This window comes from Polystyrenella longa, assembly GCF_007750395.1.
Lineage (GTDB): Bacteria > Planctomycetota > Planctomycetia > Planctomycetales > Planctomycetaceae > Polystyrenella > Polystyrenella longa.
On sequence record NZ_CP036281.1, the window covers coordinates 6,111,406 to 6,125,480 of the forward strand.

A 14,075-nucleotide genomic window follows, 5' to 3' on the forward strand; every position below is an offset into this window, starting at 1 on the left:
TGCCCACTCACGAGATCGATCAAAGCACTTCGGAAGATAAAGATGGCACAACCGGTTGGTACCCTCGTTAAGGCGATGACATTGCTTAACGCCCTCGGTGAAAAAGGACCGATGGGTGTGATGGATCTTAGCCGCTCGCTCGATCTCGATAAAAGCGCTGTCTCTCGCCTGCTCACGACGCTGCGGTCGGGAGGCTTCGTGCGGATTATCGATGGTGGTCGCTATGACCTGGGACTCCGTTTGTTTGAACTGGGCGTCTATCTTCAGAATCGAATGCCTGTTCGCAAACTGATTATCCCCTTTGTTGAGCGCCTTGCCGTGGAAACGGAAGAGACTGCCATCGCGGTTCATTACGATCAGGGACAGATCGCCTATCTTTATCAGGCAATCTCTCGGCATGAAATCCGACTGGAAGAGCCGGTCGGTTTACGATGCCCACCGTGGAACCATATCGCCGGGCGATTGATTCTGTCGAAGTTCACCGATGAAGAAGTCAGGCAGATCTGGGAAGCGGATCAGAAAACGGGCACAAATCCGTTGACTGACTGGGACCAATGCCGCAACGTCTTAAAGCAGATCAAGAAACAGCAAATTGCGTTTGAACGAGGTGAAGAAAAAGCCTACGTCGTCGTCCCCATGCCAACCTCGCCCGAGTTAACCGGCAACAAACGAATCGGAGCGGGGCTGATGGTCGGCGGCCCCAGTTACCGCCTCAGCCAGGAACGTCTCGAAGAAATCGCCATCCTCGCTAAAGGAATCGCAGCCGAGGCCGCAGTCGAAGTCGGTTGGTATTCGAAGTAAGGCTTCGTCTACTGGTAAACGTCTGGTTGGTTATTCTGCTTTCGGGTGCCACGGTTTGCTCGTCAAACCGTGCCTTTGTGGGTTCTGTCATCAGTGGATGATTAACGGTCGATCTTCCAACACGGAACTTTTACTGACCATTCGTTTTCAACGCTTTAGACAAGGTGCAATATGTTTCAAATAGAATCAAATTTAACAGCACTTCCAATGGTACAGCTACTCTCCGCATGCTGTCTGGCCGTCCTGTTTTCCCGTTCCTGCATGGCATTGGAACCGCCCACCTCTCAAAACGGAAGATAAATCGATTACCTTGAAGAATTGCGAAAGAGGGACAATTCGTTAGACGAATACACCGTTCGGGGAAAGGCGATATCGGAGGGAACTAAACAGTCGGGAGTTTACAATAAGGGTAAAACAGTCGGCTATAGCTTTACTAGCAACGGTGCTAATCAAGCATTATCAAGTAATCTAATTAAAGTTGATCCACCGTCGTCTGTGCCACCACTCTCACAGATGGACGTTGTCGCTGGAGTTCACCTAAACGAGTATGCAATATTCAATAGTGAGTACTCCGGACTCCTCTCGGATACGCTGCTTACATACGCCGAGGATGGCGATGCAGTAATTGACAAAAACATTCAGTCGACCAAAATATTATACGCTCCAGACGACATTTCCATGTTCGGGTTCGCTGTAAAATACAAATGGACTACAGGGCGAGGAATGTCAAAATACATAAACACCCTCAGCATTGATGAAAATGCGCCAACGGAGGAAAGTCAAAACAACAGTTCATTAGTGCGTTTGACTGGAAGCGGATTCCTTAACCCGAACTACTCGGGGACTTGGAAATTGATCGTTGATGTGGAAAATGATTATCTTGTGAGGGAAGCGTCTTTCTTTCGCCCCAAGAAGGAGATCCCCTTTGTTCAAGTCAAGACATCCGGGAAACTCATTGAATCGAAGCCAGTTAATTTGCCCATCGCGGCCAGCGGAAGTTGGTCTCATTTTATTAATGGGCAAGAAATTAAAACCGATTATCATCACGATAACTTCGCAGGGAGTTATGACAAAGATGTCTATGATCTTGTATATTCACGTTTCGAAGAGGATTTGCCTGTCCACTCAATAGTACAAGACTATCGCGGAGAGGAATACGTATCTACCATAGTTGGTGCAAAGAAGACAAAGTCCAAAGAACGTGATGTTAATAGCGTTAAAAAAGATAAATCCACTACCGGGTACTATTACCTTATTCTAGTAATCGCGATTTTCGCTGTGTTGCTTTTTGTCTTTTACATGAGAAAACGGTCAGGCGTTAAAAGCACGAAACTACGTAAAAATACGCCATGAGCAACGCAACGACTTGAAGTAGATCAAGAAACAGTAAATTGCGATTGAACGAGGTGAAGAAAAAGCTTACGTCGTCGTCCCGAGGCAGCAGTCGAAGTCGGTTGGTATTCGAAGTAAGGTTTCGTCTACCGGTAAATGTCTGGTTGGTTATTCTGCTTTCGGGTGCCACGGTTTGCTCGTCAAACCGTGCCTTTATGGGTTATGCCATCAGTGGATGATTAACGGTCGATCTTCGACTTTTTAATAACCTATTCCGCGTTTTAGTTTACTCCAGGCAATCGCTCTCCGTAACTGTTATCGCCCGGCTAGGCGAGCTAGCCGGGGCACCCTATTCTTTGAGATCAGATAGGTTCGAGTTATTCCCCAAAGTGTGAGGACTTTCCACAATAGGATCCTATCGCGCACTGGCGGCACAAAGCCATACGTTTAAGTATCCTCGTGTCCAATAGCCGCCCCATCGAGGCGGACGCCTCATTAGCGGTAGGCGAGTTGGAGGCGTTGGAGGAGGTCTTGTTCGAGAGCGAAGTCACGGCCTTTGGAGATCCAACCGGAGGGGGTGGATTGGCCGACGACGAGGTTGTAGTCTCGTTCCAGCGGACTCGTTTCCAGGAAGGTCGCTCCGCCGGCAGAGTTTGCAGCGAGGCCTTCCAGATCTTCGATCTCTTTATACGCTTCGACATCGACGAAGTAACCGGCGTCATCTCGACGGACGTTGATCAGGACGCGGCGACGGATTGATTGCAGCGTACTTTCCAGCCGTGCGTCCATGCCGATCGTTTCTTTATGCCACGGTTCAAGAACTCCCGACCCGACTTTGTATTCGGTTTCGATCACTCCGGCGAGTTTGTTTTCCCGTTTGATCGTGAAAGGGTAATCGTGCAACACATCGACGGCGCGTTCCCAGACAAACTCTTCGTTCTGTGTGGAGACAAAAACCGGGCCTAAGGTCCGGGTTTGCTGCATCGCAATCGGAGTTGTGGCGCACCCTCCCAGCAGGAGGTAACCTCCGATCAGCATCAAACTTGTCAGAAAACACCAACGCATGCACGAACCCATGTTTGCAGACACATTGAACGCAGAATGATCGTGAAAGAACCTCACCCTGCGCAGAAAAACAGCTGCCGGGGAGTTTCCTCGAATTGGCAATTTAGCTCAAGACGAATTTCAGACCTGTAAAATTGAGCACTTCATGCACGATATCGGCGATAATCTCGGTAGGAAACCAGGATCGCGAAACAGGCAGTCGCTTTTCCATAAGTTACTATATTTATTAGGTTTCCGTTCACGACAACGGCTTGAACTTCGAGCTGATTCACTGTTTTCGTCCCTACTTTTCCAAAAATGTGGGACGAAATCATCGTTTTCAAGTCCATCGGGACAAGCTTGCGCCTCCTACTTAGACAGAACAACTGACTATGCGGATGAAAACATGACCCAGAACAATGAACTCCCGTCTCCATACATTATCGATTCCGAGTTATTGGATCGGTTCGTCAATCATGGGGACGAGGCTGCCTTAACTCTTCTGATCCGAAAACATTCGGCATTGGTGATGTCCGTCTGCCGACAAATCGTGGACGACCAGCACGAGGCCGAGGATGTTTTTCAAGCGGTCTTTTTAAAGCTGGTTCAGAAGGGGGCGACGATCAAAAACGGAGCATTCCTGACGAGTTGGCTGTACCGGGTTTCCTACCATGAAGCCTGCCAGACGAATCGACGGCGGAAAAAACAGATGACCGTGGAATACAACGACGAAAATATCACTCCCACCGAATTGGCTCACCACACTCAATCCAAACAGCAATTCGTGGTTCTACATGAAGAAGTTGAACGACTTCCGGAACGTTATCGGGGGCCACTGATTCTCTGTTATTTGAACAGTATGTCACGCAAGGAGGCGGCGGATGAACTACAAGTAACCGATGCCGCCGTAAAAGCCCGGTTGATGAAGGGGCGAGAACTATTGCGAAAGCGTCTGTTAAAGCGGGGTATCGCGATGGCCGCTATTCTGGCCTCCTGGAGATTGGACTACGCACAAGCCGCTGCCAACGCCTCAACGGAAATGATTAACAAAACTATCGAACAATGTTTGTCATACAGCGGTGCCGAGGCTGGTGCCACTTTGAGTTCCCCAAATTCTCTTTCTCAAGCTTCTCTTAATCTAGGACAAAAAGTCATGCCCGCAGTTTCAAGAACAAGTTTAGCCGTCTGTATTGGCGGCGCCATTTTGATTGCAGGTGCTCTGATCACCGGCATTTCCATTTCCGGTTCCGATGAACAATCGGATGCCAAATCGACATCAAAAGTCAGCAAGAACGCCGACGGTGAAATTTCTGGCGATTCTAACCAGATCGAAATCAAAACGGAGACCAACCAGATCGGAGCCTCGTTGAATTCCAACACCATTAGAGCGAGCAAACCAGCCGCCGGTGCCGCACCTGTGCGGCGTGGTCGAATATCAATAAACGGTTCCAATATTGGAGGACCTGCTGAACCTCCTTCCGATTCGATTGAAGTCTTCAGTGGTGTTGGTGTTCGCTCTGCTGATGATCCACTGCAACCTCCTCTGGGTGGAAGTCCCAGCGGCGGTGGATTCGGCGCGGGTACGATCAACCGGAATGGTGCTGGAACCAAGTAAGCTAGACTATCCTTACTTCTCATGTGAGGCTGTTTAGTCTCCCTATTGCAGGTCGGACTTAGTCCGGCCTGCCGGACGTTAGATCGCGGGCACTTGTCTCACCCCCAGGAGAATTCATCATGCGGTTGTGGTCTCTCTCGATCCTGTTTTCGATCACTCTTCTAAACAGTAGCCTGATTTGGGCAGCCCCGGAACAAACGGAAGAGAATCGAACTCTCCACTTTCCGACAACGCATTCTGTCGGACGCGTCTATTCCTCCTACTGGCATGTTGATCCTGCAGAGAACAGTGATCTCGTCAAACAGGTCCGACCATTGAACGTCATGGTGTGGAACCTGGTGGGAGAGGCCCAAGGGGATGTGAGTGTACCGGTAGATGCCATTATCAAACTACAAGTTAATGTCGGCACAGCGCGAAACCTCGCCTGGATTTCCCACTTAAAACCGGATGACCTCTTTGAATTCGAGCTCTCTCCTTTGCTTCCACAACATCAGTTGCGAGTTGGTGACAACGATGTTCGACACCTCCGACATCTCACCGGACTAACCTGCCTGCAGTTGTATCATGTCGACGTTTCTGATCGTGGGCTGAATTTTTTGAAAGAAATGCGTAGACTGAAATCGTTAGGTTACTACTCTCCAAAACTGGGAAACCGTGGTCTCAAAGTCATCGGTCAGCTTGAACAACTGGAAGAATTAAATCTTGGAAAAGGGACCTGGAATGATATCGGTCTGACCCATCTCTCCGGCCTCAAATCGGTGCGTCGATTGTTTTTCAGCACACTGGATGTCAAAGGGCCTGGACTCTCGTTTCTAAAACAACTGCCCGCTCTTGAGTCTCTGGCCATCGACATTTCCGATCAGCAGCTGAGTTATTTTAATCACTCAACTTCGCTTCGAGAGATTCAGCTCGATAGGTCGATCATTTCCGACAGGGGACTTTCGCTGCTGACAGGCTTTCCCAATCTGGAGTCCGTGAACCTGTCGGGAAACCAACTCGTTACCGATCAAGGCCTGGAACAACTTCAGCAGTTAAAGAAATTGAAGCGGCTCAATTTGATGAACGCCAATGTATCTCGAAAAGAAAATCGAATCACATTGAAAGGGGTTCAGCATCTGACAGAAATCAACACGTTGGAGAAACTCTATTTACCCAGTCAGGGAATAGGAGAAGAAGTACTGGAACTGATCACGGCGTTACCTCATCTCAAGCAATTCTGGGGCGGTGTCGACCAGAAGACCCCTCTCTCCGACGACGCGATGAAGAACCTGCCCAAACTCACCCAACTTGAAGAACTGCATTTGAACACAAAGGGAATAACCGAAACTGGGTTGGGCTATATTGGTTCTCTTTCCAATCTGAAGGTGCTGCATCTCCCTACGATTATCAACGAATCCAATAACAGCCTGAAACTGATCAGTTCGCTACATCGACTGGAAAAACTGTCGGGGCCAAAAGAAACAGTAATGACCTCTGCGGCGCTGAACTCGTTGAATGAACTTTCCGAACTGAGATTGCTTCAAGTTAATGAATTCCAACCCCCGGCTGTCGATGATCCCCCGTTGGACCTCTCCAATTTATCCAAGTTGGACTTCCTCATGCTGCCCTCAGTGCGCGATAAAGACCTGGTCTGGCTGAAGAACTGCAAGAAACTGACACGATTACAAATCGTACCTCAAACCAGTATCAGCGATATCGGTATGGCGCATCTTGCAGACCTCCCGAGTTTGCAAATACTCACCGTCGGAGGCCCCCGTCTTTCGGATGCTTCTCTTCAGTACCTGCAAGGGAAACCGGCTCTTTCTATAATCAACCTGATCGGAGATTTTACCGATGAGGGTATCCAGTCATTATCCCAACTGAGAAATTTATGGTCGATCGAAATCCAGACCCCGCATTCAATCAACACTAAAGTGCAGAAACACCTGGCCCAATCATTACCCCATCTCTACAGTTTACAGATCAAACAAAGTGTCCCTGATCCCCAAAGTTTGAACTCGCCTATTGAACACAAAGTTCGAAACGTCACGTATCGAAAACCACTCAGTGCAGAAGCGACTTCCCCAGAGACCACCACGCATAGGGTATTGCACTTTCCGAAAACGCATTCTGTCGGAGAGGTGTTTATCGCCAATGAGAAAGTTCCTGATCCATTCCCCGATCAACCCCTAGATGTCCGGTCGGATTCCGAGTGGGACTGGAATCGCTTAGGTGAAGCACGTGGTGATATCCGAGTTCCGGTTGAATCGCATGTCAAATTTAAACTGAACGCCGGAACCGCTCGCAATATGGCGTGGATTTCTCGACTGGCATCGGATGATCTGCATGAATTCGAGGTACATCCATTCATTCCCGGTTATCAATTTCGAGTGGGAGATGACGATGTCCGACACCTCCAACATTTGACTGGTTTGTCGCGGTTGAAACTTTCCTTCGTCGATGTCTCCGATCGAGGATTTCGTTTTCTGCAAGCGCTTCCCCAGTTGGAATCGTTGTCTGTTTATTCACCGAAGCTCGGCAATGATGGTCTCGCGATTATTGGAAAGTTAACCAAACTGGAATTCTTACATCTGGGGGAAGGCCTGTGGAACGATAGTGGTCTGACTCATTTGAAAGACTTGGCCAAACTTAAACAGATCTCGTTACGGGTTCATAATGTCAGCGGTCCGGGACTACAAACCATCTCCAGTCTTCCCGAGTTGGACATTTTCGCCTGCAGCAGCTCTCCCTTTCAGGATCGGCATATGGTTCATTTGAAAGAGTCGAGCTCGATCAAACAGTTGTTATTGGACAGTTCTCAACTTACCGATACTGGCTTAAAATCGATTTCGCAAATGCCTCAGTTGGAGAATCTGAACCTGTCCTATTCGACGACGTTCACCGATGCTGGACTAAAACATATTGGAAGTCTACGCCGACTTCGTCGTCTTAATCTCAGCCAAACAAACAGTCAACGACAGAGCCATTTTCTCACTTCTGAGGGAATTTCTCAGCTGAACAAAATCGACTCGCTGGAGCATTTGAACTTACCCACCACAGGAATGTCGGAAGAAGTCTTTCAGGTTGCCAGCCAATTTCTGAAGCTACGTTCTCTTACGATCGGTCGGGGTTATCAGCGCGATCTCAGACCTATCTCATCCGCGATGTTGGAACCACTTCGCTCATTGGACCAACTGGAGATTTTTTCATTCACGATAAAGGGATGGAGAGGAACGGGTTGGATGTCCTGGCGAAAATGACGACACTCAAAGAGTTGCTGATCCCGCACATTGAAAACATGCAAAATGACGATCTGGCCAAACTGAATTCTCTCCGGTCGTTAACGAAGTTGTACATTCCATTTCAAACGGGAATGACTCTCTCTGCATTGAACCATCTCAGTGATCTGACCGAACTGCAAAAGATTAATGCATACGTCGATCCTCCCCGAAATAACGAGGAGATTCTCAACATCAGTCATATGACCCAACTGAGATCGGTTCTGCTGCCCGACATCCGCGACGAAGATCTCGCTTGTCTTGCAAACTGCACCCACTTGGAAGTACTGCAGATCGGTTTCCAGGAGAGCATCACCGATGACGGTATGAAACACCTCGCGAAGCTCAACCAACTGAAAGAGTTGAACATCGGCGGCCCGACAGTGACCGAAAAAGGGCTAAGCTATTTGAACGACAAGCCCGAGCTTTATCATTTAAATATCAAAGGTTCGTTTTCATCTACAGCTCTGGATGAGTTGAGCAACCTTTCCGGAATCCTCCGGATGAACTTGCACTCTCAGCGAAGGATCTCCGATCGGGACAAACAGAAGCTGACGAAATTTTTCCCGCACTGTTACCGCTTGAACATCACCGATGACATTTCCGACTAACAAGAGGCGACCTCACGCTCCTATCTCAACGAGATTACTGGACGCCACGATGGCGCAGAATGCATGATGCTCGCCACTCTTTATTGAAGCAGATGCCTTAATAGTTAATCGGTTGCGTCGAGCGGAGGTAGGAAAAGAGATCGCGGACGTCCTGTTCGCTGTAGTCGTCGAGCAGACCTTCGGGCATGATCGATTTCTTGGAACCAAGCATCTCGTCGATGTTGTCTCGTTCAATCGAGATTTTCTGCCCATCGGCACCACGTAGGACGATGACCTGGTTATCCTGGTCGAACATGAAACCGTTTACAATACGCCCTTCCTCGGTGATGACGGTGAAGGTTTCGAACCCTTCGCGAATATCGGCACTCGGGTTCACAATGTTGATCAGCATGTTCAACCAGTCGTCCCGTTTGAAGTGAGTCAGCTCCGGCCCGACGCGCCCCCCTTCTCCGAAGAGAATGTGGCATTTGCCGCACGACTTCATATACAGTTCTTTTCCGTGCTTTCGATCATCCTCTTTTCCGGCTTGAATCAGCTTGGAATAAGTTTCGATGGCCGCCTTCATTTCATCGGACGAAGCCCCTTCCACATTGGCCCAGTGAATCGCAATCTGACGACCGATTTCTTCATCCTGATAGATCGTCATTTTACGAACGACGGGCAATGGGATCTCTTCCGGTTTCAGTTTTTCTTCTTCAACCGCTTTCAGGAACAGCTTCGCCCAGGCTTCTCGACTGACAAGCAGGGTTTGAGCTACTTCCTGAACTTCCGGAGACCAGTCGGCGTAGTGCGAGAGTACGGCAGCCGCGATATCAGGTTCCGCATAGGCTTGTAGCGCCGTCAGCAGCTCTTTCTGAAGTTCCACTTGATCACTGGAGGTAACCAGTTGCAACATCACTGGAACGGCGCCTTCGACTTTGCTTTCACCAAGTAGCTTTACAAATTCCTGTTTCTGTTCGGGTTTGGTTGATTCATTCACCACCGCGGCCAGAACTTCTTTCACTGCTTCGGCATCTCCCTGACGGAACCGAAGTGCAACCGAACCACCGCCAGCCTTGCTTAGCGCGTCGATCAGTTCCTGAGGCAACTCAGTTAAGGAGCGTCCCTGGAAAGCTTCTTCAAAACCTGTCATTAACAGGTCCGTCCCTTTTTTATCGGGAGCCATAGCAAACAGGCGAGCACAGGTGATGAGATTTTTACGAGTACCAGCCTGAGCGAAACGCCGCATTAGGCGACCGGCGATGTGTTCCTGGAAAATCGGTTGCGTCCAGATTTGATCGTTTTCGAGCCAGGCGAGAATTGTTTCGGTGTCGCTTTCGGCTTTGTCTTCAATTGCCCACCAGATCAACAGCGGCAAGTGAATATCGTCTTTGTCTTCCGCGCGGGCAATGAGTTCGTGAACGATGGGAATCATCTGTGCGACGGGTAAGCGGCGGGCTGAACTGGCCAGTTGGCTGCGAACGTAAACGTTTTTTTCGAGCTGAGCTATCGTCGTCAGGTGCAACGCCACTTCGGGGCTGATCTCGTGATCGTCGCACAGCAGACGAACGGTCCACTGGCGAACATAAGGATCGAGATGCCCGAGCATTTTGACGCCGAATTCATCATCCAAGCCACCCATCTGATACAGGGCCCACAACTGTTCGAGAGCAAACTGACCTTCGCTGGTCAGAATTTGCTCTTTGATCTGAGGAATCAGCGATTCATCCTGCCGGTCACCCAGTAACCTTAAGGCTGTCTGTCGATACCATTTGTTGGGGTTCTTCAATGTCTCGATGAGTTCAGCACCCGACTTCTTGTCGAGGCCTACTCTTAGATTTGAAGTTGCTCCTTTTGCGGAGAGGCGGTAGACACGACCGTTCGTATTATCCACACGCCCTTCGAAGTGCATCAGGTGAGCAATCTGAGGTTCGTACATGTCGGACACATAAATGGCACCATCCGGTCCGGCGATGATATCAATGGGACGGAAGTTCGGATCTTCTGATGTAATCACATGTCCCAGGTCGTTTGTTTTGAAAGACGATTGATCGGGTAGGAAATCACAATAGACGATGCGTCCCTGAAGAGGTTCCACCCCATAGATCTTGCCGTCGTATTTATCGGGAAGCGCGTCCCCTTCGTAAACGATGAAGTCGTGCGTGAACCGTTCGACGTCATGGCTTTTCATCATGGGAAAGTAACCGAACGCGAATGGGTTCGACAGAGGTCCGTGTTTGGCAAAGCCTTTCTGGTAGTACCCACCCTGGACGTAATGAAATCCGCGGGTATTGGCGCCGTTATGACCAGAGAAGAGTCGTCCTTTGGAATCGAACTCGACGCCGAATGCGTTCCCGCCCCCTTCGGCAAAGATTTCGTACTCTTTCGTTTTGGGATGAAAACGCCAGATAAGCTGACCCATCGAGCGGATAGGGGCTTCGTCGACGCGATAATGTTTAACGTTACCGCTGACCGTACTTCCCTGGGCTCCGTACAACCAACCATCGGGCCCAAATCGCAGGCTGTTGGCGGCAGAGTGGGTATCTTCGATTCCGAACCCTTCGAGCAGAACCTCGGGGTCGCCATCGGGAACATCGTCATTGTCGGCATCGGCGTAAAAGGTGAGGTAAGGCGGGTTCAATACATACACGCCACCTCGCCCGCGGGCGAACGATGTGGCGATGTTCAGCTCTTCAAGGAAGATCTTGTGAGTATCAAACTGTCCGTCCCCATCGGTATCTTCATGGATCGTAATCCGGTCAAGACCTTTGTCATGGTTAGGCGGGGCAGGCGGTACTTTGTCATAAACGGCACGCCAATACTTATCGCGGCTCAACATTTTGAGTCCCGCCGGGTACGGATACTGTTCGTAATTCATCACCCACAAACGGCCCCGCTCGTCGAATTGCAGATAGATCGGTTGTTTGACTTCGGGCTCTGACAGGACCTGTTCAATCTGCAGATCGTCGGGAACCTGCAGTGCGGCGGTCGCTTGTCCCGGTGGCAGCAGCGGTTTTTCCGGCTGAGCGACATCGGCCAGGCTGAGTAGTGAAACAAGAGGAATGGAAACGGTCACACCAAGACAGAGCAAAAATCTCGGGGAACATAATCTCAGGGGAAGCGATCTCATGAGTTTCAATTTTCCAATAGCGAGGCAAGTGCATACATTAACAGCATTTGGTCGATCTTCTTCAGGCAGAAGGATCGGGTAGGAAAATTCAGTTTCTCAGGAGTGAACACGAAATACCAGTCTAAACCCCACCGTCAGCCAAAATATCTGGCAGCGTCAAGACTTCCATTCTGTACTCACTTTACTGGAATCAAATTGCCTCGCAGACTCACTCCAAAGCTCGTCCTGAAGAGTTCAGATTAAATGCTTGTCCTTCCTGCGGACTCCGTTTATTCTGAACTCTTGCAGGCATCGTGACCATGGAGGATACGTGGCGATGACCTGGCTTACTCATCTAAATACCGACGACCTTGAAGCCCACCATTAAGGCTGTGGATTGTCGCTTTGCTCCTCTTCCCTCGGAGCCACTCTATCTATTCGCTCTATTGAGGGACTCTATCTGCATGCGTACCGGCCGTACCCCTATTTCCTCTTCCGACAAATGCTCGGCTCATCTTGGGTTGTCGCTGATTTCCTATGGTCTGTTGATCGTCGCCGTCGCCACGTCCGTTCTCATTGGTCATATAGAGCTTTGTCTCGCTTACCTTCTGCTCTCCTATGCTGTTCAGGGTCTCGCTTTAAATAAAGAGTGAAGATCTTTCGATTTCGTAAACTTTACAGCCTCTTATTGCTTTTCAAACAATCAAACGGGCTAAGCAGGCAAGCTTTCCCTGTCCCAAAAAGTCTAGCGAATAACGAGACCTTACCGCTTTGTCGCCGAGCCTGATTTAAGTAATCTGGAACCGGAGACAGCATCGATCACCAAAATCAGGTGCCTATTGCTCTCCGCCGGACAAGTGTTCTTAGCACTTGTATACCTTGTTCCTTAACACTTTTTGTTCGACAGGTGTGTTGCGTCCATGTCTGGGACTGACCTTATCTATCTGGATAACAACGCCACCACGCGGATCGATCCGACCGTGCTGGAAGCGATGCGGGAGGCGCACGAACTCGCCTACGCTAATCCAGGTAGTCGTCACGCCGCTGGCCGCAAGGCGCGACAGACATTAGAGGACTCTCGCGAGCAAATCGCAGAGATTCTCGGAGCGCACCCCACTGAAGTCATCTTTACCAGTGGCGGTACCGAATCGATCAATATGGCGTTATGGGGACTGGCGTATTCACCGGAGGGCCTCATCCTGTCCGCCCCAGGCGAACATCCCGCGACTTCTGCCGCCATTCAGAAGATGCTGGACCAGGGTTGGACATCCGCCGAATTCCCTATTGATGAAGAGGGATTGATTGTTACGGAGAGGCTCTCCGACTTGGCTTGGAACCATGCCCGGCTGGCAACGGTGATTTTGGCGCACAACGAAACAGGCGTCATTCAGACACTCGATCCCATTATCGACCTCTGCGAAGATAATCGTGTTCCCCTGCACATTGACGCAGTGCAGGCGGTCGGCAAGATCGACGTCAATTTCCGCAAATTGAATGTCACCGCCCTCAGTTTAACCGCCCACAAGTTCCACGGCCCCCGCGGAATTGGGGCCTTGCTGCTGAAATCGAAGTGTCAGCTGAAACCGCTACTGGTCGGTGGTTTTCAGGAATCGGAGCGACGGGCGGGAACGGAATCGGTTCCCTTAATCGCGGGAATGGCGAAAGCCCTGGAATTATGGCACTCACAGAAGGCAGAACGCAGCAAAAAGCTGACTGAGATGCAGCACCAGTTTGAGTCTGGCCTGAAGCAGGCTTTGCCTAATATTGTGATCAGTGGAAGTGCAGGAGACCGATTGCCATCGACATCGAATGTCTCTTTCACCGGCCTGGATGGCGAAGCCCTTTTAATCAGTTTGGACCTGGCGGGGATTGCCTGTTCGACTGGTTCCGCCTGTGCAAGCGGTTCGTCCGAGCCTTCCCCAATCCTACTGGCAATGAAGACCCCTAAGTCTGTTTACGAATCGGCCATCCGATTTTCCTTCAGCTGCCAGAATACCCCGGAAGAAATTGAAACAGCGATCGCCCGGATCGTTGAGATCGTTGAACCTCAATTACCACCCTCAGAATAAACATACATACATACATGATTGAAACCCGTTTTACGGGTAGATTTAGTCTGGCAAAAATGCCGGGCAAAACAGCAACAAGTTTCGTAAAAAAAATTTCACAGGTTACGATATAGATCGGAAAGTTTATCTAAATACCCACATTGTGGGAGTCTGTCAGTTTGAGGAAAACCTCGACTTTGGCAGGGTCCCACTCCACAGGAGAAGGTACTCCGGAATCATTCGACCACTCGGTCGGATTCAGTTCTGGAAAAAAGTGAG

General features: G+C 49.8%; 9 protein-coding genes. 7 read left to right on the plus strand and 2 right to left on the minus strand.

All coding sequences use genetic code 11. The features are described from left to right. Positions 1-42: 42 nt before the first annotated feature. The gene (locus tag Pla110_RS22430; RefSeq protein ID WP_197440398.1) at positions 43-801 is read left to right on the plus strand and encodes an IclR family transcriptional regulator; all 759 of its coding nucleotides are present in this window, start codon (positions 43-45) and stop codon (positions 799-801) included. 495 nt (positions 802-1,296) lie between these two features. Beyond that, positions 1,297-2,154 carry a hypothetical protein gene (locus Pla110_RS22435; protein ID WP_144999456.1) on the plus strand — a complete coding sequence of 286 codons (858 nt, stop codon included), beginning with the start codon at positions 1,297-1,299 and terminating at the stop codon, positions 2,152-2,154. A 474-nt stretch (positions 2,155-2,628) separates the two neighbouring features. On the opposite strand, the gene Pla110_RS22440 is transcribed toward Pla110_RS22435, so the two are convergent. Next, positions 2,629-3,198 carry a hypothetical protein gene (locus Pla110_RS22440; protein ID WP_231742768.1) on the minus strand — a complete coding sequence of 190 codons (570 nt, stop codon included), beginning with the start codon at positions 3,196-3,198 and terminating at the stop codon, positions 2,629-2,631. A 385-nt stretch (positions 3,199-3,583) separates the two neighbouring features. On the opposite strand from Pla110_RS22440, the gene Pla110_RS22445 reads away from it, so the two are divergent. The 3 genes from Pla110_RS22445 (at position 3,584) to Pla110_RS22455 (ending at position 8,660) form a co-directional block, all read left to right on the plus strand. Continuing rightward, entirely contained in the window at positions 3,584-4,792 is a 1,209-nt protein-coding gene (locus Pla110_RS22445) for an RNA polymerase sigma factor (protein WP_197440399.1), read from the plus strand. Positions 4,793-4,911: 119 nt separating this feature from the next. Continuing rightward, positions 4,912-8,031 carry a hypothetical protein gene (locus Pla110_RS22450; RefSeq protein ID WP_144999459.1) on the plus strand — a complete coding sequence of 1,040 codons (3,120 nt, stop codon included), beginning with the start codon at positions 4,912-4,914 and terminating at the stop codon, positions 8,029-8,031. Continuing rightward, positions 7,995-8,660 carry a hypothetical protein gene (locus Pla110_RS22455; RefSeq protein WP_144999461.1) on the plus strand — a complete coding sequence of 222 codons (666 nt, stop codon included), beginning with the start codon at positions 7,995-7,997 and terminating at the stop codon, positions 8,658-8,660. Before Pla110_RS22450 ends, Pla110_RS22455 begins: the two co-directional genes overlap by 37 nt. 97 nt (positions 8,661-8,757) lie before the next feature. Here the strand turns inward: Pla110_RS22455 and Pla110_RS22460 are convergent, their stop codons facing one another. Beyond that, on the minus strand, positions 8,758-11,769 hold the full coding sequence (locus Pla110_RS22460; protein ID WP_144999463.1) for a PVC-type heme-binding CxxCH protein: 3,012 nt from the start codon (positions 11,767-11,769) through the stop codon (positions 8,758-8,760). Between the two features lie 443 nt (positions 11,770-12,212). Here Pla110_RS22460 and Pla110_RS22465 point away from each other — a divergent pair, with 443 nt between their 5' ends. Continuing rightward, on the plus strand, positions 12,213-12,401 hold the full coding sequence (locus tag Pla110_RS22465; protein WP_144999465.1) for a hypothetical protein: 189 nt from the start codon (positions 12,213-12,215) through the stop codon (positions 12,399-12,401). Between the two features lie 267 nt (positions 12,402-12,668). Next, positions 12,669-13,817: a cysteine desulfurase family protein gene (locus tag Pla110_RS22470; RefSeq protein ID WP_144999468.1), complete on the plus strand. Its 1,149-nt coding sequence runs from the start codon at positions 12,669-12,671 to the stop codon at positions 13,815-13,817. Positions 13,818-14,075 lie beyond the last annotated feature (258 nt).

What these genes read in the sequence shown, in the direction of transcription:
- Pla110_RS22430 (WP_197440398.1), top strand. Translation starts at nt 43, where the DNA reads ATGGCACAACCGGTTGGTACCCTCGTTAAGGCGATGACATTGCTTAAC.
- Pla110_RS22440 (WP_231742768.1), bottom strand. Translation starts at nt 3,198, where the DNA reads ATGCGTTGGTGTTTTCTGACAAGTTTGATGCTGATCGGAGGTTACCTC.
- Pla110_RS22445 (WP_197440399.1), top strand. Translation starts at nt 3,584, where the DNA reads ATGACCCAGAACAATGAACTCCCGTCTCCATACATTATCGATTCCGAG.
- Pla110_RS22450 (WP_144999459.1), top strand. Translation starts at nt 4,912, where the DNA reads ATGCGGTTGTGGTCTCTCTCGATCCTGTTTTCGATCACTCTTCTAAAC.
- Pla110_RS22455 (WP_144999461.1), top strand. Translation starts at nt 7,995, where the DNA reads ATGGAGAGGAACGGGTTGGATGTCCTGGCGAAAATGACGACACTCAAA.
- Pla110_RS22460 (WP_144999463.1), bottom strand. Translation starts at nt 11,769, where the DNA reads ATGAGATCGCTTCCCCTGAGATTATGTTCCCCGAGATTTTTGCTCTGT.
- Pla110_RS22465 (WP_144999465.1), top strand. Translation starts at nt 12,213, where the DNA reads ATGCGTACCGGCCGTACCCCTATTTCCTCTTCCGACAAATGCTCGGCT.
- Pla110_RS22470 (WP_144999468.1), top strand. Translation starts at nt 12,669, where the DNA reads ATGTCTGGGACTGACCTTATCTATCTGGATAACAACGCCACCACGCGG.